The organism is Robertmurraya mesotrionivorans (genome assembly GCF_050971805.1).
Lineage (GTDB): Bacteria > Bacillota > Bacilli > Bacillales > Cytobacillaceae > Robertmurraya_A.
Genome location: NZ_JBPCCH010000003.1, coordinates 114,090 through 137,062, shown reverse-complemented (window position 1 = coordinate 137,062; position 22,973 = coordinate 114,090). Strand labels below are relative to the sequence as shown.

Here is a 22,973-nt window from a genome sequence, read left to right as displayed (position 1 = left end):
TAGATTCATGGATGGTGTGATAAAGGAGGAAGGAAATGAAACCTTCATATGTGGTGATTGATGGAAATTCAATTATTTCTATTCCCAAAACCGTCTCAACAGCAGTCAGGCATGCAGTTGAGATGATTAGCCGGGATCATGAAAAGGTACTGGGAAAATCACCTTCACTTGAAACAACTTTCACAGAAAAAGTGGATATGGTTATTAGATATGCTGAAACAGCAGATGAATGTCCTCAAAGCCCTGAAGCTTTTGGTTTTCGGTTTCTGGAACAAGACGGAAAATGGTCCTGTCATATTATCGGGTATGACGATTTAGGAATCATCTACGGTTTGATGCATTACAGCCAACAATACTTAGAGGTTGATCCTTTTTGGTATTGGGCGGATATTCCGATAAAACCGAAAACAAACATACATATTCCAACGACTGATTTTGATTCTGCAGAAAAAGCAGTAACGTACCGAGGCTGGTTTGTGAACGATGAAGTTTGTCTTATCGGGTGGAAGGAGGAATATCCACCTACGAAAGAGGTATGGTATCCCGTTTTTGAAGCGTTATTAAGATGCGGAGGAAATATGGTTATCCCTGGTACCGACCTTCCGAGGCATGGGATTCATGCGAAATTAGCATCAGAAATGGGATTGTGGGTAACCCATCACCACGCGGAGCCGTTAGGAGCCGAAATGTTTTTAAGAGCATTTCTTGGTAAAAAACCAAGCTATAAGGAACATCCAGCGTTATTTGAGTCGTTATGGGAAGAAGCGATACAGAATCAGAAAGAGGACAAAATTGTCTGGGTGTTATCATTTCGGGGTCAAGGGGATGCTCCATTTTGGCTGTATGATCCGGAATTCGATACACCTGAAAAACGGGGTAAGATGATATCTAAAGTGGTGCGACGACAATACGACCTGTTATGTGAGTCTGTAGAGGAGCCAGTTTGTTCTATGGCTTTATACGGCGAAATTGCGGAGTTATACAAAGAAGGACACATCGATGTCCCGGAGGGAATTATTAAGATTTGGGCTGATAACGGCTATGGAAAAATGGTGTCGAGAAGACAAGGGAATGAAAACTACCGAATTCCTGCTTTGCCGACTGCGGATGATTCCGGTGAGCATGGAATTTACTATCATATTACGTTTCATGATCTTCAGGCATCTAATCATTTGACCATGTTTCCCTCTTCTCCTGAACTCATTAAGGAAGAAGTAGAAAAGGCTTTACATGCGGGCGCTAACTCCTATGTTCTGGTTAATAGTGGCAATATTCGTCCTCATCTATACCCATTGGATGTAGTGAAAGAAATATGGACTTATGGCCAAGTAAAACTAGAAGAGCATATACAAACATTCATGAACCGTCTGTATACATCGAATACGAAAGAAATCTCACAGCTTTACAAAAGCTACTTTGAAAAAACGATTTCCTATGGTCCTCATTCAGATGACAAAGCAGGTGAGGAATTTTATCATCATCCAGCAAGAAAAATCATTGGGCATTGGCTAGAAGGAAAAACGAATACCCCTCATCCTAGGCTGATCTGGGCAACTGGTGAGATGTCTTTTAAGGACCAAGTTTGCTGGTTTAAAGAAAAATGTGAAAGCGCTGTTGTTGGATGGGAGCAGTTATTAGAGCAATGTAATGAATTATCCAATATGCTTTCAGAGCAAGACCGAAATCGTTTCTATGACCAATTTATGATTCATGTTGAACTTCATGTGTCGGGCTGTAAAGGATTTATAGCGGTATGCAATGCCTATCTTTCTTATGTTAAGGAAGAATATCCGCTTGCATTTGTTCAGTTGTATCAGTCAATGAAGGCTTATAAAAACGGTCAACATGCTCTTAAACGTGCCGAAGTTGGAAAATGGGAAAATTTTTATCGCGCGGATTGGTTAACGAATATAGAAAGTACGATTTACTCTCTAGAGGCAGCCAGAAAATTTGTACGAATACATGGGGATAGTCCGGAATTCTTTTTATGGTACAAGGAATATTTAATGCCAGAAACAGAAAAGCATATTTATTTGGAAAATACACATCGAAATCCATTATCTGATGATGAATTAGCTAAAAGGCTAGAAGAGAAATTTTTCAGTAAGGAGGAAGAAAAGTGAAAAGCGATGTAACAACTAATCGAATCAGGCTTTTTTTGGCTGGAGATTCGACCGTGGCAAGCTGTCCTCGGAATGAGGCACCAATGGCAGGTTGGGGCCAAGTGTTTCAGTCTTTTTTTACAGAGGATATTAAAGTTCTTAACTTTGCAAAGGGTGGAGCAAGTACCAATACCTTTATTGAGCAAGGGTATTTAGAGATCATACTTGAGTTCATTCAGCCGAACGATTACCTGTTTATTCAATTCGGACACAACGATCAAAAATCTTTTGGTACCGAGCCTTTCACAAGCTATCCGTTAAACTTGACGGAATATGTAAATGGTGCACGAGAAAAAGGTGCGATACCGATTCTCGTTACTTCTGTCCATCGAAGAAATTTTGATGAAGAGGGTCGATTAGTAAACACTCTCGGGGACTATCCAAGCTCCATGATTCAATTAGCAGAAACACTCGATGTACAACTGATTAACTTATGGGAAAAGACAGAAAAGCTCTATCAATCATTAGGTCCAGAAGACTCGAAGAAATTATTTGTTTGGTTTCGTGAAAATGAACACCCAAATTATCCAAATGGGCTTCAGGATAACACTCACTTTTGTGAGTCAGGAGCAAAGGAAGTCGGAAAGCTCGTAATAGAAGGAATAAAGGAATTAGAACTGCCGATCATGTCTTTTATAAAAGAGTAGATGGATAGACTTACAAAGAAGAGAAGGTGATAAATATGGGGAAAAAGTTATATCATGGAGCAGCTTATTACCCGGAGCTTTGGGATGAAAAGGCGATCGAAGAAGATATTAAGTTAATGAAACAAGCGGGTATTAATGTAGTTAGAATGGGAGAGTTTGCCTGGTCAACTATGGAGCCAGAAGAAGGGAAGTTTGAGCTAAGCTTTTTTGTGAAAATCATAGAAAGACTCTATGAAAATGGCATTGAATCCATCATGTGTACACCAACACCCACTCCTCCCATCTGGTTCAGCCATGGGCATCCAGAGCGTATGTATGTGGATCAAGACAGGAAGGTGATGGGGCATGGTTCGAGACAGCATGCATGTACCAACCATCCTTATTTTCGAGAAAGAGCCGCAATGATTACCGAAAATTTAGCAAGGGCAGTCGGAAGCTTGCCAGGAGTAATTGGTTGGCAAATTGATAATGAGTTTAAGTGTCACGTGAGCGAATGCATGTGTCATACGTGTGAGGAACAATGGAATCTGTGGTTAAAGTACCGCTATGAAACAATAGAAAATCTAAATGACGCTTGGGGTACGAAGATTTGGAGTGAATATTATCATAGCTTTGAACAAGTGCCACAGCCAGGTCCTGCTCCTTTCTTACACAACTCATCATTAAGTACGATGTACCAGATCTTTTCAATGGAGAAAATTGCTGAGTTTTCCGATGAACAGGCAGAAATCATTAGAGAGTATTCTAATGCACCTATTACCCATAATAGCTCTGTCTTTTTCAGTGTAGACAACGAAAGGCTTTACGAAAACTTAGATTTTGCTTCGTTTGACACTTATGCTACCATCGATCACTTTGAGAATTATTTGATTAATCATGATTTGTGGAGGAACTTCAAAAAAGGAAAGAATTTTTGGGTCATGGAAACAAGTCCATCCTATGCGGCGTCGTTAGAAAGTCATGCCACTCCTCATCCTAATGGATATCTAAAAGCGGAAGCAGCAGCTGCCTATGCATTAGGTGCTGAAGCGTTTTGTTATTGGTTATGGAGACAGCAGCGTGCAGGTTGCGAACAGCCGCACGGGTCTGTAATCAGCGCCTGGGGAAAACCGACCGTTGGATTCTCAAATGTGCTAGAAGTAGCAGAAATGCGTAAGGAAATTGAACCGGTTATTTTATCAACCACACCTTCGCAAGCAGAATTGGCCATTACGTATTCTGACCGTGGCAAGGCCTTCTTAAAGACTGAGCCGCATCGAGAATTGAATCATCGTACGTTAATCACAGATTTCTATAAGCGAATTTTATCCATGGGAATTCATCGTGATGTAATCCCTGAAGGAGCGAGTTTAGACGGTTATAAACTGTTGTTCACCCCGTTTATTCCGTATGTATCTTCCGATTATATAGCTCGGGCAATCGAGTTTGTAGAAAAGGGTGGGATTTGGATTGCTGGGCCATTAACAGGTGGCCGCACCGAACATCACACGGTTCATACAGATAGAGCTTTAGGGGAATTAGAAAAATATGCCGGTGTAGAAGTACTTTACACCTATCCAATGGATGGTACCGGAAGCATCGGGCGTGCTTTTGATATTGCTGCACCACTAGGGAAATGGAGTTCCGTGTTCGAAGCAGATTCTGAAACTGCCGTTGGAATCATTGAGGAGGGGCTATCTAAAGGGAAAGCCTTCCTAACAGAGCATCAACTTGGAGCAGGGAAAATCGTCATGCTTGGGTCATTGCCACTAGGAGATGCAGGAGACTTGCTATTGCAGAAATTAGTCGATCACTACTCACAGGAAGCAAATCTTACTATGAGAACCGATGTATCACAAGGTACCATCGTTGTCCCAAGACAAGGGGATGGGTACACGGTTTGGTTTATCATTAATATGGATGGGAAAGGCGGTTCAGTAACGATTCCGCAACGAGGTGTTAATTTGAAGACGAATAGCGCAGTTGCACCAGGAAAACTCGAGCTTAGCAGCTTTGAATATAAGATGATCCAATTTAAGGAGGAGTTACGATGATTCGAAAAGCATCAGTTATGAAAGTGTTTCCTGGCTGTCATGATGAATATAAAAAACGTCATGATGAACTTTGGCCGGAAATGGAAATCGAATTAAAGAATCACGGAGCGCATCACTATTCCATTTTTTTAGATGAGAAGACCAATAACCTCTTCGCATATGTAGAAATTGAGAATGAAGAAAAGTGGAATCAGATGGCGCAAACGGATATTTGTCAAAAATGGTGGGCGTATATGAAGGACATTATGGAAACGAACCCGGATAACAGTCCCGTTTCAACAGAGTTAAAGCAGGTGTTTTATTTAGAGTAGAAAAGAAAAAGAAAAAGAGAGACCATTAGTGCTACTTTTAGTGGTCTCTCGTTTTTATTATGAGTCTATTCATAAGGGTGCAGAAGTTTATAACAATAAGAGGGGGATAGTTTATGCATAGCTTGCGTTGGGCATGGAGCTATATCCGTCATTTTAAAGGAAAGTTGTTTATTGGTTTATTATTGGCATTGGCTGTGTCAGCCCTTAATATGGTGAATCCATATCTAGCAGGGAGAATAGTTGATGATGTTATGTATGGTGAAAATATAGGAATGCTATGGACCTTGGTAGCGTTAATGATCGGTACCACAATTGTGAGGACTTCCGTTCGATATGGATATCAGATCATGTTTGAAAAAATATCTCAAAATGTCATTTTCAGAATGAGAGAAAACCTTTATGATCGCCTTCTTCAATTGGATTTTACTTTCTATGATCGTACCAAAACAGGAGATATTATGGCTCGTATGACAGGTGACATGGAGGCCATTCGACATTTTACCGCTTGGACGATTTATATGATATTTGAAAATGTAACTATCTTTATCTTTGCTATCGTTTTTATGTTTACCATCCATCCACCATTGGCATTAGCCATTTTATCGATAGCGCCCGTGATCGCATTTTTTGCCTTCCGTTTATCGCGCGACGTTAAGCCAACATTTACGGAAATTAGAAATCAGTTTGCGAAGCTTAATTCAGTCGTTCAGGAGAATATCAGTGGAAATCGGGTTGTTAAAGCGTTTGCGAAAGAAAGTTATGAAATTGAGAAGTTTTCAGTCGAAAACGAAGCTTTCATGGATCGAAATCTGAAGTCTGCAAAAGTGTGGGAGAGATATTTACCCGTTCTTGATTCTCTTGCAGGTGTCTTAACGGTAGTAATGATCTTAGTCGGCGGTATTATGGTAATAAATGATTCACTAACGATTGGAGAACTCGTCATTTTCAATTCTCTGATCTGGGCGTTAAACAACCCCATGCGGATGGCAGGTTGGTTGATGAATGATGTACAAAGATTTATTGCCTCTGCTGAAAAAGTGGAGGAATTGCTCCTAACAAAATCAAAAATGATTAATGGTGTTGAAAAAAGTATCATACAGGAAAAATCAGCTACGGTTGAGTTTGACCGTGTTTATTTTAGCTATGGTGATGGAATGGTTCTTGAGGATGTGACCTTTGAGGCTCATCCCGGGCAAACAGTGGGAATCATTGGCCCAACTGGTTCAGGAAAATCAACATTAGTGAACTTGCTTAGCAGATTTTATGATACGTCCAGCGGAGCCATTAAAGTTGGTGGAAGAAACGTTAAGGAATGGGATATTCATCAATTAAGGTCATCCATGGGAATGGTTATGCAGGATATATTTCTATTTTCCGATACCATTGAAGGAAATATTGCCTATGGCAATCCTAATGCAACACTTGAGGATGTTCAAGCGGCGGCTAGAAAAGCTGAAGCTCATGATTTTATTACAGGCCTCCCTGACGGCTATGACACGATTGTTGGGGAAAGGGGAGTAGGATTATCAGGAGGACAGAAACAGCGGATTGCACTTGCAAGAGCCCTTTTGAAAGACCCGAGTATTCTTATTTTGGATGATACCACCTCAAGCGTGGATATAGAAACAGAGGAAAGAATTCAACACACACTTCAAGCTATTCAACAAAGCAAAACTTGTTTTATTATTGCCCATCGAATTTCGTCTGTAAAAGAGGCCGATATCATTCTCGTAATGAATAATGGCAAAATCATTGAAAAAGGAAATCATGATGAATTACTGTTAAAAAGAGGCTACTATTACCATGTTTTTCAAAACCAGTATGGAAACTTTGATATTCACCTAATTGCAGGGAAGGTGAGATAAAGTGGCACGTAATAAGTTTAATGTAGATGAAGAGCTGGAAACACCTTTTAGTATCGTTCACCTAAAAAGATTACTAGTGTATGTGAAACCTCATAAAAGAACAATACTATTAACTGTACTAATCATGCTTCTAGCAAGTGGTGCGAATTTAATTGGCCCCTATTTAATCAAACAGGCAATAGATGAAGAAATTCCAGGTAAGGATATTACAGGGTTAGTGATATTGGCGGGAATTTATTTAGGTGCCTTGATCATTACTGGCATCTGTATGAAATACAGAATCCGAATGATGTCTCAAATTGGTCACGATGTGATAAAACAAATTCGAAAAGATTTATTTACACACTTACAAAAGCTTTCTTTTTCATTTTTTGATAGCCGACCACATGGCAAAATATTAGTCCGGGTAGTTAATTATGTGAATGGGTTAAGTGATTTATTATCAAACGGTTTGATTAATTTAATTACCGATCTCTTTAGCTTATTGGTCATTATCGGCTTTATGCTTGCGATTGATGTTAAGTTAACGCTAGCTGCGATGGCTGGTTTTCCGATCCTTGCAGCAATTATTTTCTTAATAAAAAATGCTCAGCGGAAAGCATGGCAAAATTTAAGCAATAAGCAATCCAATATGAATGCGTATATCCATGAAAGCATTAATGGAATTAAAGTAACCCAAGCGTTTGTCCAAGAGGAAGAAAATAAGAAAATTTTTCATGGGGTTTCCAATGGGTATAGAGGTACATGGATTAAAGCGATTAAGGTTCATTTCCTACTTTGGCCAGCGATTGAAAATATTTCGGTATTAACCGTCTCTTTGATTTACGTTATTGGCATCAGTATGATTGGGAACGGCATTACAGTCGGAGCCTTGGTTGCATTTGTCGGATATATTTGGATGTTTTGGACACCACTGACCAATATCGGGAACTTTTACAATGCAATTATTAATGCTTCGGCATACCTAGAACGTATTTTTGAGATGATGGATGAAAAACCGACGATCATGAGTGAACCTGGAGCAACGGACCTAGACGCTATTAAAGGTAAGGTGGATTTTGAGAATGTCATTTTTGGTTATGAAGAAAACGATAGAAACTTAGATGGCATCAACTTCAAAGTGAATCCGGGTGAAACCATAGCCATTGTTGGCCCAACAGGTTCTGGAAAAACAACGATTGTCAATTTGATTAGCCGTTTTTATGATATTAATAGCGGAGTCATAAAAATAGATGATGTTGATATAAAGTCCGTTAGTGTTACGTCCCTTCGGAAGCAGATGGGAGTCATGCTTCAGGACCCGTTTATTTTTTCGGGAACCATTATGGAGAATATCCGTTATGGAAGATTGGAAGCGTCCGATGAAGAGGTCATGCAGGCTGCTAAGGCAGTGCAGGCACATGAATTTATTAGGCAGTTAAAGGATGGCTATCATACGGAGGTAAATGAAAGAGGAACAAAGCTCTCAAACGGTCAAAGACAGCTGATTTCTTTTGCTAGAGCATTACTCGCTGACCCGAAAATCCTTATTTTAGATGAAGCAACATCTTCTATAGATACCGAGACAGAACTTGCTCTGCAAAAGGGACTTGAGGCTTTGCTTTCTGGAAGAACTTCTTTTATCATTGCTCACCGGCTTTCCACGATTCAAAATGCATCCCGAATCTTTTATATTGAAAAAGGGAAGATTCGAGAAGAAGGGACACACGAGGAATTAATTCAACAAAAAGGACTTTATTGGAGTTTATATACTTCACAATACTCCTCTTTAGTTGTTGGCTAATGTTTGACCCCTGAGTACAGTACTTAGGGGCTATTTGATATGTTTTAAATGTTGCAACTATGTTCGGATTGTTTAGAAAAATCCAACTATTTAATTATTCCCTTTGAAAAATAGTTTGATAATGGTAAAATTTAATTAACACGTACGGACAAATTTTATGGTGTTTTCTTGCGGGAAAATGAGGACGCTTACATATGTATCTTTTTACCTACTATTATATGAAAATGGAGAATCACTCTAATGAAAAAGGCTTTTCGTCAACTAAAGAGGCGATATGACAATCTGAAAATTAAATACAAACTATTTGTACTCGTTTCATGGATTATGGTTCTCTCATTTTCTTTTACATTCTTTGGATTAAGCTATGCATTTAAAATGTATGATGAACAAATATATAGTAAATCCTCACAAGTTTTAAGTACATCCTCAAATAGTATAGAGAATGAACTAAAGAGGATGGAGGATGTTTCCTACAATATTTTAACGGATCCACAAATCCAACAATACTTGTCATTAATAATGGAAGACAGTACAGAATATGAAAAATTTCGATTGCGTAACCAAATGAGTGATAAACTTCTTAGCTATGTCAATAAAGAAACTTATATCCAATCGGTGTATTTAGTCGACGCAAATGGCGAAGAGTACGCTGTCGGTCCCAAAAACTTAAAACTAACAGAGAGACAAAAAAAGTATGTTACCGAGATGGCCATAAGTGCGGATGGGAGCAATGTATGGCTTAATCCAAAGGAAAATGATTTTACCATCGCTACCGCTCGGGAAATTAGACAGTACCGAAACCTAAGTTTTGACACCTTAGGTACACTCGTCATTTATATCAATATGGATAAGCTTGTAGGGAATATTTTAGAGGGATCGAAAAGGATGGATGGAGAATTCTTTATTGTTGATAATAATGACATTATTTTTCCAAAGGAAACCAATTTCCTAAAAGATCACTTACTAACATTAGACTCTGGCTATCAGATAAAAGAAATTGATAATAAAAGTTACTTTCTTGTTTCTATTAAGTCGAAATACTTTGATTGGGGTTATGTAAATGCGATTCCCTTTAATCAAATTTTCAACAATATAAATCTAGTGAAAACATTTTTAATCATTATATTTATTTTGATGTTCGCTGTTGTAACGGTATTAGGAATGCGATTTGCAAGGAACATAACCATTCCTTTAGAAAATCTTGTAGCTGGAATGCAACACGTAAAGGTTGGTGATTTTAAAGAGGCCAAAAAGGAAACGCTTAAATTTTCCACGACTCAGGATGATGAAGTAGGAAAATTGCAACAAAACTTTCAAACGATGATCCAACAAATTGACGAGTTGATCCATGAAGTGTTTTCTAAGCAGCTGACGATTAAGGAAACAGAGTTTAAAGCTTTACAGGCTCAAATTAATCCCCATTTTTTATACAATACATTAGAATCAATCAACTGGTTAGCCAAGGGGAATGGACAAACTCAAATTTCAAAAATGGTTGAAGCGCTCGGTTTTTTATTGCGCAATTCTATCTCTTTAAAGAAGCCATTAATTACGGTAGAGGAAGAGCTTGATATCGTTAAAAATTATATTATTATTCAGAGTTATCGATTTGAAGAACGATTGGATTTTCACTTGAATGTGAATACGGATCTTTATGGATATTCCATTCCAAAACTAACGATACAGCCCCTTGTGGAAAATGCCATTCACTATGCCTTAGAACCAATGATAGATACTTGTAAAATTGAAGTGTATTCAATTGTTGATAGTGACTCGTTCCAACTCATTGTGGAGGACAATGGCCCAGGAATGGAGCCTGCCTTTATTGAAAAGTTAAAAAGGGGAGAAGTGAAAACTAGAGGACAAGGGCTAGGGTTATCAAATATAGATGAAAGAATAAAGCTTTCTTTCGGAGAAGACTATGGAGTTAGGATTGAAAGTGTACCAAATGAAAGAACAAAAGTAATCATCGTACTACCGTTTGATAAGGGGGGAAATTATGTATAAGGTTTTATTAGTAGATGATGAACGAATCATTACTGACGGAATGGCAAAGGTAATTGACTGGGAAGCGATAGGGACCGAATTAATTGGAACGGCAAGAAATGGCATCGAAGCATTCAGTGTAATTGAACAAAAACAACCAGATATCGTTATTAGTGATATTAAAATGCCTGGGATGAACGGGTTAGAGCTTGTTGAAAAAGTTAACAGCGTGTTTCCACACATACGATTTATTCTCCTATCAGGCTTTAGTGAATTTGATTACGCAAAACAGGCAATGGCATATGGAGTGAAGCACTATCTATTAAAACCTTGTAACGAGAACTCGATTATGGATGCTGTAACCGAGCTTTGTGAGGAGTTAACACAAAGACAAAATCGAGAACAATTTGTTCAACAGATGAAAGGTACCCTCGAAAGTGTTATGCCCTATGCAAAGGAACAGATGTTAAAGGAAATTGTTACGAATCAGTATGAAAACAAAGATTTAGATTACTATCATAAACTATTTCAATTAGATTTACATTCTTCTAAAGTCCGGCTCATTTTATTCCAACTTGAGGGGGAATTCCAATTTGAGCATATGTTTGCTATTAAAAATATAGCGGAACATATTTTGCCCTCTTATATACTCAGCTGTACAGTTGGGGAAACCGTGTTGTTATTAATTGAAGGTTATGAGGACACTATTAGTCTTCATAGCCAAATTGAAAAAATTAAAAAAACATTTTACCAATATTACCAAATAGATTGTACGATTGCTATAAGTGACGAAGGAAGCATTTGTCACGCCAATAAATTATACAAGGAAGCCCTTGATTGCCTTTCATACCGGTTTTATTTAAATGAAGGAGGTATCATTACGACAAAGGATATCTCCAATCCTTACAATCTAGCGGAAGGAGATTTTTATTTTGATGATCAAAAATTTTGCCGTCTAGTAAAATCGGGTTCATGGGAGGATGTTAAGAACGAAATCAGTAATTTTATTAATCATCTAATCTATTTAAAACTCGATATTCATACGACCAAGTCTTATGTCATACAACTCTTTAATTCGATGATTCGTTTGTGTGAAGCAGAACAGATGAATAAGTATTTAGGTCAATTAACCGTTTTGCTAGAAATGGAAACGATACAAACGATGAAATCCTTTTTTGAAAGCGTTGCCCAAGAAATAACCTCTTTATTTTATAACCAAAATAAGAAGAAACATTCTGCCATTATTAATAAAGTAATTGAAATTATTGAAAAACATATGGGAAATCAGCATCTATCCTTGCATTGGGTTGCGAATGAGATGTTATATATGAATGCTGATTATCTAGGAAAGTTATTTAAGAAAGAAACGGGCGAAAAGTTTTCTAATTACCTAACCAAACAAAGAATTGAAATGGCTATTAAGCTTATTGAAATAGAAAACGATGTTAAGGTGTTTGAAATAGCAGAAAAAATTGGGTATGGTGAAAACCCTCAATATTTTAGTCAGGTCTTTAAAAAACATACAGGATACACTCCATCAGAATATAAAAAAGAATCGTTACAAGGGCAGTAAAAAATATAAAAAAGGGGAAATAACGATGAAAAAACTATTATTTTCAACCTTATCCCTAGTAATGGTATTTTGTGCTGGTGGTTGTGTAAAACTCGACCTGCTCCATTCGGCAGCAAGTAAGGGTCAGGAGAGGGTTACTATCCGGATTGCCTGGTGGGGTGAGCAGCCCAGACACGATTATACAATGGAAGTAATTGAATTGTTTGAAAAAAAATACCCCCATATAAATATTGAACCAGAGTATGCTTATTGGGATGATTATTGGAAAAGACTAGCTCCGCTGGCGGCTGCAAATCAGCTACCAGATATAGTGCAAATGGATCTCCTATATTTGAAAACATATAGTGAGAATAATCTGCTTGAGGACCTGACTCCTTTTATCGAGGAAGGAGTGATTAATACAGAGGATATTAGTGAAGATGTTCTTTTAGGAGGAAAAGTTAATGGATCTATGTACGGTTTTCCACTTGGTATGAATGTACCTGCTATTATTGTAGACCGGGATTTACTTTCTTCAGCTATTGATTCGTTTCCAGAATCCAACTGGACCTGGGCCGACTATGAAGAAATTGTTTCCAAGGTACATAATGCAAAGGGTATTTATGGAACCAATGGAATGAAATCCGTTGACGTGTTTTTTTCGTATTATTTACGAACAAAAGGAATGAATTTATATAATAATAGCGGCACAGGATTGGGCTATGAGGAAGATCAGTTGTTTATCGATTACTTTGAAATGCAATTAAGATTGCTAGAAAAAGGTGCCTTTCCAAGAGCGGATGAAGAAGATCAAATTAAGGGAATTGAGAATGGGTTACTTGTAAATAAATTAGCACCTATGACCTGGGCTTATTCCAATCAATACATCGGTTTATTAGAGACTGCCAACCGTGAACTTGAACTTATTCCCCCTCCGGGTCCAGGTCAGGGTGACGGACTAACATTAAGACCGAGCATGCATTTTTCTATTTCTAAGAGTTCAAAGAATAAAGAAGCAGCTGCGCTATTTATTAATTTTTTTATCAATAATATTGAAGCAAATCAAATCATAAAAGGGGAAAGAGGAGTACCTATTTCTTCAACAGTTGCCGAAGAAATAGTAACCATACTTTCCGAAGACCAGAAAAAAGTGTTTGATTATGTTTATCACGTAAAAAATAATAATCCTAAAGTGGAAAAAGCAGATCCGTTAGGCGCTATCGAGGTAGTCAGTTTACTACAGGATATATCTGACCAAATTCTTTTTAAGAAGATTACCCCAAGTGAAGGGGCGATAATGTTTAGAACAGAAGCGAATAATATTCTATCGAAAAAAAACTAGATCCTTTTTCTTGCAGTAAGGGCTCTTTTGAACAAGAAATACTACTTGTTCAAGGAGTCTTTTTTGTTTTCAAATAAATGTCTGATTTTTAAACAAATAGGACGGAAAAATGGATTCAGAATAGTTGGAATTGGTTGCATAATAAAAATGTAAACACTTACATAAAAGTGTGGAAAAAGAAGGGGGAAAAAGAATGAAAAAGTTTTTAGTGTTAATCTTTACTTTTGTTTTAGTTTTTTCCTTAGCAGCATGTAACAGCAGTTCACCTAGTAGCAATGAGTCTGAAGAACCAAAAGAAGACAATAAAGATGAAAAAGTAACTCTTCGTATTGCCTGGTGGGGATCACAACCACGTCATGATTACACACTTAAAATAATTGAAATGTATGAAGAAAAAAATCCAAATGTAAAAATCGAAGCAGAATATGCTGCATGGGATGATTACTGGAAGAAGTTAGCTCCACAAGCTGCTGCAAATGAGCTTCCGGATATTGTCCAAATGGATTTATCTTATTTCTCACAATATGCTCAAAACGGTCAAATCGCTGACCTAACTTCTTATGTTGGTAATGAAATTAATACAGCAGATATTTCTGAAAACGTTATCGATGGTGGGAAAATTGGCGACAAGCTTTATGGAATTAACGCAGGTGTAAACGTCGTTGGTTTCCATTATGACCCAGCGGGACTTCAAAAAGCTGGTGTGGATTCAATCCCTGAAAATTGGACTTGGGATGATTACCTAGATATCGCTGCAAAAGCGAAAGATGCAGGATTGTTTGTAGATACAAGCATGAAAGCCGATGTATTTTTTAACTACTATTTAAGAACAAAGGGTGAGTCTTTATACAGTAAAGATGGTGCTTCTTTAGGATATAAAGATGACCAATTGTTCGTCGATTTCTTTAAAATGAGATCCGATTTAATTCTGGACAAATCAGCTCCAACTCCAGACTTTATGGCTCAACTAAAAGGGATTGAAGATGATCCTGTAGTTACACAAAATGCGATTGGTATTTGGCAGTGGTCTAACCAATTCGTAGGTTTACAACAAGTTGCGAATAGAGATCTTGCTATTGCTCCAATGCCAGGTCCTGACAGCGATAAAGGACTATATTTAAAGCCAAGTATGTTCTGGTCTGTTGGAAATAATTCAAAAAATAAAGAAGAAGCTGCAAAATTTATTGACTTCATGATCAACGATATCGAAGCGAATAAATTAAATCTTGGTGACCGTGGTGTTCCTGGTTCTGCAACTGTTAAAGAAGCATTAAAGCCACTACTTTCTCCAGCACAAGTACAAGTATTTGACTATGTTGAGTGGGCAGAAGGAAACAGCTCTACATTTGATGGTCCAGACCCAGTAGGTGCTGGTGAAATTATCGAGACTCTAGATAGTTTAGCTGAACAAATGGCTTATGGAAATCTAAAAGTGGAAGATGCAGCAAAGCAGTTTAGACAGCAGGCTGAAAGCGTCTTATCGCAAAACAAATAAAAATTTCCAAAGATAGCTGATCACCTTTTCGATCAGCTATCGCCCTTTCATCTTATGGAAACGAGGTCAAAGAATTAAGGAGATGAACCAATGAGTACACCTGTGATAAAGGGAAATGCAAAAGCAGATCTTCCAATCCGTTCTATAAGCAAAAGAAGCCGTATCATCAAGGAAAACTTGACAGGTTATGCGTTTATTAGCCCTTTTGTTATTGGATTCCTTGCTTTTACATTCATTCCAATCGTTGCATCTTTATATTTATCATTTACAAACTATAACCTTTTTGCACCACCCAAATGGATAGGATTAGACAACTACATAAAAATGTTTACAGGCGATCCCCGCTATTGGCAATCGTTAAAAGTGACACTCATTTATGTGTTTGCTGGGGTTCCTTTACGACTCGCATTCGCATTGTTAATTGCCATGATGTTAAACACCGCTTCTAAAGCAGTAGGACTATATCGCTCATTGTTCTATTTACCGTCTCTAATCGGAGGCAGTGTGGCTGTTGCCATTATGTGGCGTAATGTGTTCGGTGATATTGGTATTGTTAATATTTTACTAGAATTAATTGGAATCCCAACCGTTAGATGGTTTGGTAACCCTACAGCGGCATTATGGATGCTTATCTTCTTATCTGTATGGCAATTTGGTTCTTCGATGTTAATCTTCTTAGCGGGATTAAAAGGTATTCCAAAGAGTTACTATGAAGCAGCAAGCGTGGACGGAGCCAATGGAGTTCAAAAATTCTTTAAAATCACTCTTCCAATGCTAAGCCCAGTTATCTTATTCAATACGGTCATGCAGACGATTGCTGCATTTATGACGTTTGTTCCAGCCTTTATTATTTCAAAAGGTACCGGGGGACCGTTAGACGGAACACTTCTGTATTCTCTATATCTATTCATTCAAGGGTTCGAGTTCTTTAATATGGGTTATGCTTCCGCAATGGCATGGGTCATGCTCATTATTGTGGGTATATTAACAGCGGTCATCTTTAGTACTTCAAAATACTGGGTTCACTATGAATCAGAAGGAGGCAGATAATCATGACATCGAAGTTAAAGTCACCAAGATGGTGGATCTATCACATACTTGTCGGCGGATTTGCTATATTGATGCTGTATCCAGTTATTTGGCTCCTCATGAGTTCCTTTAAACCCAGTGATACAATCTTTATTACTGCGAAATCACTCATCCCAGATCCATGGATTTGGACCAACTTTGCAGAAGGGTGGAAAGGGATTGGCGGCAATTCCTTTGGGGTGTTTATTAAAAACACAGCCATTCTGGTGGTTATTACCCTAATTGGACAAGTAATATCATCGGCCTTTATTGCCTTTGGATTTGCAAGATTACAGTTTAAAGGAAAAGCGCTTTGGTTTGGGATCATGATGGTTACCTTAATGCTTCCACACGATGTGTTAATGGTTCCTCAATATATTATTTTCTCGAAGCTTGGTTGGCTTAACTCCATTAAGCCACTTGCTATCCCAGCATATTTTGGACATCCGTTCTTTATTTTCCTCCTAGTACAATTTATTAGGACGATACCGAGAGAGTTAGATGAAGCGGCGATTATTGATGGATGTGGTACCTTTAAAATATTTACAAAGATTATTTTGCCATTAATTAAACCAGCATTAGCTACGGCATCGATTTTCTCATTCTATTGGACTTGGGAATCCTTATTAGGACCAGTGTTATATTTAAATAGCCCATCAAAGTATACCGTTTCCATGGCATTAAATATGTTTCTGAGTAATGAAACAGTTTCTAACTGGGGCTCCATGTTTGGGATGTCGGTGGTCACATTAATTCCTGTATTTGTTATTTTCTTTCTCTTTCAACGTCATGTTGTGGAAGGAATCAGTACGAGTGGACTTAAAGGCTAATAGGTACATCCAATTCTGTGGATTGTCTTATTCCTTTGCCACTTCATAAGAGGGATTGTAAGCAAACCGAAGTGGCAAAGACATGTATTACGGAATAGTTTCTTGGGAACGAGGGGGATGACAAATGGAAACTTCTGCTTTTATGGGCGGTTTTTATAAATTATTGGAATGGATATCAAGACTGGCTTTCTTAAACATACTATGGATTTCATTTTCCCTATTAGGTCTTATCCTATTTGGCTTTTTTCCAGCCACAGTGGCTATGTATTCGGTTGTTCGAAAGTGGATGTATGGAAAAGAAGATGTATCTATATTTAGGACCTTCTGGACTGCATATAAACAGGAGTTTGTAAAAAGTAATATTCTCGGATTGATTATATTTACGATTGGAGTCATTTTGTATATCGATTTTCACTTTGTGATTCAAGCAACAAGTAGCTTCGTATCGATCCTTTATATTCCATTTTTATTAATTTCTTTTATCTTAATTTGTATGTTGTTTTATATTTTTCCAATGTTTGTACATTATGATATGAAAATTAGTCAGGTGATTAAGAATTCATTTTTTGTGATGATTATGAATCCTCTTTCCACCTTTTACATGTTAATTGGTAGTTTTGGTATTTGTTTTGCGCTATCGTATGCACCGCCAATCTGTATCCTTTATAGCGGAAATCTTCTCGCTCTATTTATCATGAAACCTGCAACCATGGCCTTTGAGAAAATAGAACAAAAATCAAAATTACTACTTCAAGGACAGTAAAATCCGGGCTCTCAGTTTATTGAGACCCGTTTTTTTAATGACTTGCCTAAACCATTCAGAGAGAAGGGAATGTAATGGAGAAAGATGTTTCAAAACAAGTATTACTATGGAAATCAACAAACATCAAAGATGGTGGTAGAGATATTTCTCCTAATATAGAACTGTTTTTATTAGACGGGGAAGGTTCCCATCCAGTCATGATTATAGCACCGGGAGGAGGATACTCTCATCGAGCGAGCCATGAGGCTTATCCAGTTGCTAATTGGCTCAATTCAATAGGGATTTCTGCGATTGTTCTTAATTATCGTGTCGCCCCTCATAAACATCCACTTCCACTTTATGATGCTCAAAGGGCGATTCGAATGGTAAGATACCAATCTACTAATTGGAGGATCGATCCAAACCGGGTAGGGATATTAGGATTTTCTGCCGGAGGACATTTGGCATCTACCGCAGGAACACATTTTGATTTAGGAAATCCGGGGGCCGAAGACCCTATAGAACGAATTAGCTGTCGGCCTGATGTCACGGTTCTTTGTTATCCGGTGATCACAATGGGAGAATCGGCTCATGCCGGAAGCAAGCTAAATATTTTAGGTGAAAACCCAAGTGAAAAACTGATTTATCTGTTATCGAATGAGTTACATATTAATGAACTTACACCGCCAGCATTTCTTTGGCATACAGCTGATGATGAATCAGTAGACGTGGAGAACAGCTTCCTCTATGCAAAAGGGTTAAGGAGAAATTCCGTTCCTCTTGAACTACATGTATTTGAAAGTGGTCGACATGGATTAGGGTTAGCGGAGGATCATCCAGAAGTAAAAGTTTGGCCAAAGCTTTGTGAAAGATGGCTAAGAAAAAGGGGATTTTAAACCTATCTTGCGACACCGTTAGAAAAATTAGGAGGGAAATATGTTAACGAAAGATGAGATAAGGATTCTAGATCCTTTTATCCTTACTGACCATGATTCAAAAAACTATTATTTGTATGGAACGACAGGATTTGATGCCTATAAAAGCAGAGACTTAGTAAACTGGGAAGGTCCATTTCCCGTTTTCCGACCGGACGCATACTTTTGGGCAAATCAACATTACTGGGCACCTGAGGTGTATTTTTATCATGATCAGTATTATATGTTTGCTAGTTTTAAAGGGGAAGGAAAATGTCGCGGTACTCAAATCCTAGCTTCAGACCATCCATTAGGTCCGTTTTCACCTCTTTCAGAACATCCGATTACTCCTAGTCATTGGGAATGTCTTGATGGGACATTATTTATAGATAGTAACGAAGAACCATGGATCATTTTTTGCCATGAATGGCTTCAGGTTCAAGATGGAGAAATCTGTGCCCAGCGCTTATCACCTGATTTTCAATCGACAGTAGGGGAGCCTTATTTTTTGTTCAAAGCGTCAAGTGCCAACTGGGCAGTCTCGGTGAGAGGGGAGACGGAATATATCACAGACGGACCTTTTCTGTATCAAGATCAAAAAGGACGGTTACAAATGCTATGGTCAAGTAGAAGTCCTAAAGGGTATGCGGTTGGAATCGCTATATCAGAATCTGGTGATATACGTGGCCCGTGGGTTCAGGAGAAGGAATCTTTATTAGACGAAGATGGCGGACATGCGATGCTATTTAGAACTTTTAATGATGAATTAAAACTAGCCATTCATTCACCCAATCGGTCCCAAAATGAACGACCTGTATTTTTATCGGTTTTAGAGCAAAATGGCAAACTAGTCGTAGAAAAGTGAAAGAAAAAACTGTGTACCAAAAATGGTTAACACAGTTTTTTCTTTACCACTAATAATTTAATTAATCAGTGCTTGTAATGGTGCGGGAATTCTTCCACCGCGATTGATCATTTTTTGTGAGCTAAATGGATTTACTCCCATAACCGGTGCTCTTCCAAGAAGTCCTCCAAATTCAACCATTTCTCCTTCTTGTTTTCCAGGCACAGGGATGACCCTTACTGCTGTTGTTTTTTTGTTAATCATTCCGATGGCCGCTTCATCTGCAATCATTGCGGATAGGGTAGCAGGGGTAACATCTCCTGTTATAGCTATCATATCAAGGCCGACTGAACAGACGCATGTCATTGCTTCAAGCTTTGATAAACTTAGAGCACCGTCAATAATTCCTCGAATCATTCCATTATCTTCACTGACCGGGATAAAAGCACCGCTTAATCCACCAACATAAGAACTGGCCATGGCTCCACCTTTTTTTACCGCATCATTCATGAGGGCCAGGGCTGCGATCGTTCCATGAGTACCTACGCGCTCAAGACCGATTTCCTCTAAGATTTCTGCAACACTATCATTAATGGCGTTGGTAGGAGCCAAGGAGAGGTCCATAATTCCAAACGGAATGCCGAGCCGATTGGCTACCACTCTACCAATAAGCTCACCTGCACGTGTAATCTTGAACGCTGTTTTTTTGATAATATCAGATACTTCTCCTAGGTCAGCTTGTGGGTGTTTTTTTAACGCGTTCAATACGACGCCAGGGCCGCTAACTCCAACGTTAATAACAACTTCGCCTTCTCCAGCTCCATGAAAAGCTCCTGCCATAAATGGATTATCTTCAACTGGATTACAAAATACGACGAGTTTAGCACACGCAATTCCATTTTGATCCTTTGTCCGCTCGGCTGCTTCTTTGATAACATATCCTAATTGCCTAACCGCATCCATATTGATACCGGTGCGAGTGGTGGCGACTGAAACTGAGGAGCAAACGCGCTCTGTTACACTAAGTGCTTCTGGCAAGGCTTTAAGTAAGGTCTCATCTCCTTTAGAAAATCCTTTGTGAACAAGGGCAGAGAATCCTCCGATAAAATCTACACCTAATTGCTTTGCGGCTAGGTCAAGAGTTTTTGCAAGCTCCACGGTTTGTTCAACGGTTGCACTTCCTAGGATTTCAGCAATCGGGGTAATAGATATACGCTTATTAATAATCGGAACGCCAAATTCCTTTTCTGCTTCTTCTGCTACTTTCGTTAAATCCTTAGCATAAGTAGTTATTTTATGAAATACATTTTGCTGCATTTTATGGAAATCGGAATCCGCACAATCACGGAGACTGATTCCCATTGTTACTGTTCGGATATCAAGGTTTTCCATTTGAACCATTCGTATTGTTTGAAGGATTTCATCCATTGCAATTGTCATATACAGTCACCACCTAACTAAATTCTGTGCATCGCTTGAAAAATCTCTTCAAGCTGAATGTTTATTTTTAAATCCATTTCCTCTCCAACTAAGTCCAGTTGGTCACGGAGTTTTGACAAATTTTCATTTCCGGTCACGTCAATAATCATCATCATGGTAAAAAAGTCTTGTAAAATGGTTTGGCTGATATCCAAAATATTCATATTATTTTCAGCGAGAATAGTTGTCACTTTTGATATAATGCCAACCTTGTCCTTTCCAATCACACTTACCACTGCACGTCTTCTTTCCATTCGTTCCACCTCATTATTTTTTTGAAATAAAAAAAGATTGGAGTATCTCCAATCTCGGGTAAGAAGAGTGTGCAAAATATTATTATGCAAACATTCTCTCCTGTCCTTTTGCCTGAGATTGTGAATCCTTCGGCGCCGTATACATACGGTCTCTCCAGAAGCTGCTCCGGTAATAGTTTGATCCACTACCATCATGGCGGCTGTATTGAATTAAGTAAGATATTATCAATAAATAATAATTCAGTCAATTAAAATTTGTGAAAAATAAAAAAAAGACGGTATCGATTTTGACTTTTCTGAAAATTAATATTGAAAAATGGTAAAAAAGAACATATAATCAAAAATGAGCATAAACGAGCAAAAACATCCACGTTTATGAATGAATGTAAACGATTTATGAAAGCGCTATATTTTTGGAGGTGAGGCTTATACATAATAAAGGAAAATCTACTAGATAGAATTTCTATTTTCCTGTAGCAAAAAAAAGCAAGAAAAAAGTACGATTCAGGGGGACCCACGGCCAAATGGAAAAAAACCCTAAATCATACCTCTATTTGAGTATGCCTAAAATTCTTTAGAATTTTAGAACTCATTTTTATGGTATGGCAAAACAAACTTTTTTTCAAGATTTGTATTTTGAAAAACAACTATTATTCTAGGAAATTATTATTTGGAGGTTTTGATACCATGAAAATCATGAAGAGATTCCACATTATTTTATTCGTATTACTCTTAACTTTATTAAATGCTTGTAGCAGTGGAGAGAGCTCTTCTACGAATGCTACGGATGAAAATAATACTGATGATAAAGAAAAACAACTTAAGATCGGGTTGACCGTTCCAACTTTAGGGAATCCATTCTTCGTAGCAATGTCCAAAGGGGCTGAAGAAGTTGCTGCTAAATATGATGCAGAAGTCATTACTGTGAGTGCAGATCATGATCTGGCAAAGCAAACGGCACAAATTGAAGACTTCATTACAAAGAAAGTCGATCTCATTTTGTTAAGTCCATTTGATTCGGCTGGGATTGCAGGTGCAGTTAGTCAAGCAAAAGCAGCTGGAATTCCGGTTGTCGCTCTTGACGGTTTTGCAGAAGGTGGAATCGATACAGTTGTGATGTCAGATAATGTTCAAGCGGGGAGATTAGCTGCTGAGTACTTAGTAGAGCAATTGAATGAAAAAGGAAATATTGTCATTATTGATGGACCTCCTGTATCAGCTGTAACAGATAGAATTAAGGGCTTTAATGAAGTGATAAGCAAATATCCTGACATTAAAGTGGTTGCTAACCAGAACGGAGAAGGTAACCGTGAGAAGGCGCTTACTGTAATGGAAGGAATATTATCTGCCAATAAGAAAATTGATGCCGTTTTTACCATTAATGACGAAGAAGCTGTCGGAGTACAAATTGCTCAAGAACAAGCTGGTAGAGAAGATGAGTTCTTTCTCGTAAGTGTTGATGGTGCTCCTGCTGCAGTTGATGCACTGAATAAAGGTGGCAGCTTTGCAGGTACTTCAGCACAGTTCCCTAATCAGATGGTGATTGATGGTGTAGCTTTAGCATTAAAAATAATAGATGGAGAGAAAGTAGACTCAGAAGTTCTTATCCCAACTGAATTCATTACTCAAGAAAATGTTGATTCATATAGTGGGTGGTAATCAGTAC

General features: G+C 38.1%; 18 protein-coding genes and 1 riboswitch. Of the genes, 16 read left to right on the top strand and 2 right to left on the bottom strand.

What is annotated here, in order from left to right:
* Positions 1–35: 35 nt before the first annotated feature.
* The 15 genes from ACRX5O_RS07070 to ACRX5O_RS07000 all read left to right on the top strand — a co-directional run bounded on the left by ACRX5O_RS07070 (position 36) and on the right by ACRX5O_RS07000 (position 19,595).
* Positions 36–2,123: a glycosyl hydrolase 115 family protein gene (locus ACRX5O_RS07070; protein WP_433905316.1), complete on the top strand. Its 2,088-nt coding sequence runs from the start codon at positions 36–38 to the stop codon at positions 2,121–2,123.
* Positions 2,120–2,809, top strand: a complete 690-nt coding sequence (locus ACRX5O_RS07065) for a rhamnogalacturonan acetylesterase (RefSeq protein ID WP_433905315.1) — start codon at positions 2,120–2,122, stop codon at positions 2,807–2,809. The genes ACRX5O_RS07070 and ACRX5O_RS07065 overlap by 4 nt, the downstream gene beginning before the upstream one ends.
* Positions 2,810–2,844: 35 nt before the next feature.
* Entirely contained in the window at positions 2,845–4,842 is a 1,998-nt protein-coding gene (locus ACRX5O_RS07060; protein WP_433905314.1) for a beta-galactosidase, read from the top strand.
* Positions 4,839–5,153, top strand: a complete 315-nt coding sequence (gene rhaM, locus ACRX5O_RS07055; RefSeq protein WP_433905313.1) for an L-rhamnose mutarotase — start codon at positions 4,839–4,841, stop codon at positions 5,151–5,153. Before ACRX5O_RS07060 ends, rhaM begins: the two co-directional genes overlap by 4 nt.
* A 113-nt stretch (positions 5,154–5,266) precedes the next feature.
* A complete protein-coding gene (locus ACRX5O_RS07050) occupies positions 5,267–7,018 on the top strand; it encodes an ABC transporter ATP-binding protein (RefSeq protein ID WP_433905312.1) in 1,752 nt (583 codons plus the stop codon).
* A gap of 1 nt (position 7,019) precedes the next feature.
* Positions 7,020–8,801 carry an ABC transporter ATP-binding protein gene (locus tag ACRX5O_RS07045; RefSeq protein WP_433905311.1) on the top strand — a complete coding sequence of 594 codons (1,782 nt, stop codon included), beginning with the start codon at positions 7,020–7,022 and terminating at the stop codon, positions 8,799–8,801.
* Positions 8,802–9,041: 240 nt separating this feature from the next.
* A complete protein-coding gene (locus ACRX5O_RS07040; RefSeq protein ID WP_433905310.1) occupies positions 9,042–10,808 on the top strand; it encodes a cache domain-containing sensor histidine kinase in 1,767 nt (588 codons plus the stop codon).
* Positions 10,801–12,360: a response regulator transcription factor gene (locus ACRX5O_RS07035; protein WP_433905309.1), complete on the top strand. Its 1,560-nt coding sequence runs from the start codon at positions 10,801–10,803 to the stop codon at positions 12,358–12,360. The genes ACRX5O_RS07040 and ACRX5O_RS07035 overlap by 8 nt, the downstream gene beginning before the upstream one ends.
* Before the next feature lie 25 nt (positions 12,361–12,385).
* On the top strand, positions 12,386–13,681 hold the full coding sequence (locus ACRX5O_RS07030) for an ABC transporter substrate-binding protein (RefSeq protein ID WP_433905308.1): 1,296 nt from the start codon (positions 12,386–12,388) through the stop codon (positions 13,679–13,681).
* Positions 13,682–13,874: 193 nt separating this feature from the next.
* On the top strand, positions 13,875–15,176 hold the full coding sequence (locus ACRX5O_RS07025) for an ABC transporter substrate-binding protein (protein ID WP_433905307.1): 1,302 nt from the start codon (positions 13,875–13,877) through the stop codon (positions 15,174–15,176).
* A 90-nt stretch (positions 15,177–15,266) separates the two neighbouring features.
* The gene (locus tag ACRX5O_RS07020) at positions 15,267–16,226 is read left to right on the top strand and encodes a carbohydrate ABC transporter permease (RefSeq protein WP_119707678.1); all 960 of its coding nucleotides are present in this window, start codon (positions 15,267–15,269) and stop codon (positions 16,224–16,226) included.
* Positions 16,227–16,228: 2 nt separating this feature from the next.
* Positions 16,229–17,074, top strand: a complete 846-nt coding sequence (locus tag ACRX5O_RS07015) for a carbohydrate ABC transporter permease (RefSeq protein ID WP_433905306.1) — start codon at positions 16,229–16,231, stop codon at positions 17,072–17,074.
* 124 nt (positions 17,075–17,198) lie between these two features.
* Positions 17,199–17,837 (top strand): YesL family protein, encoded by a 639-nt coding sequence (locus tag ACRX5O_RS07010; protein WP_433905305.1) that lies wholly within the window; start codon positions 17,199–17,201, stop codon positions 17,835–17,837.
* Between the two features lie 74 nt (positions 17,838–17,911).
* On the top strand, positions 17,912–18,712 hold the full coding sequence (locus tag ACRX5O_RS07005; protein ID WP_433905304.1) for an alpha/beta hydrolase: 801 nt from the start codon (positions 17,912–17,914) through the stop codon (positions 18,710–18,712).
* Between the two features lie 40 nt (positions 18,713–18,752).
* Positions 18,753–19,595 (top strand): glycoside hydrolase family 43 protein, encoded by an 843-nt coding sequence (locus ACRX5O_RS07000; RefSeq protein ID WP_433905303.1) that lies wholly within the window; start codon positions 18,753–18,755, stop codon positions 19,593–19,595.
* A 57-nt stretch (positions 19,596–19,652) separates the two neighbouring features.
* On the opposite strand, the gene ACRX5O_RS06995 is transcribed toward ACRX5O_RS07000, so the two are convergent.
* Complete coding sequence (locus tag ACRX5O_RS06995; protein WP_433905302.1) at positions 19,653–21,014, bottom strand: PFL family protein; 1,362 nt, start codon at positions 21,012–21,014, stop codon at positions 19,653–19,655.
* Between the two features lie 17 nt (positions 21,015–21,031).
* Complete coding sequence (locus ACRX5O_RS06990) at positions 21,032–21,307, bottom strand: ACT domain-containing protein (RefSeq protein WP_119707683.1); 276 nt, start codon at positions 21,305–21,307, stop codon at positions 21,032–21,034.
* A 90-nt stretch (positions 21,308–21,397) separates the two neighbouring features.
* Positions 21,398–21,475: riboswitch (glycine riboswitch) on the bottom strand.
* Between the two features lie 519 nt (positions 21,476–21,994).
* On the opposite strand from ACRX5O_RS06990, the gene ACRX5O_RS06985 reads away from it, so the two are divergent.
* A complete protein-coding gene (locus tag ACRX5O_RS06985; RefSeq protein ID WP_433905301.1) occupies positions 21,995–22,966 on the top strand; it encodes an ABC transporter substrate-binding protein in 972 nt (323 codons plus the stop codon).
* The last annotated feature ends 7 nt before the right edge of the window (positions 22,967–22,973 follow it).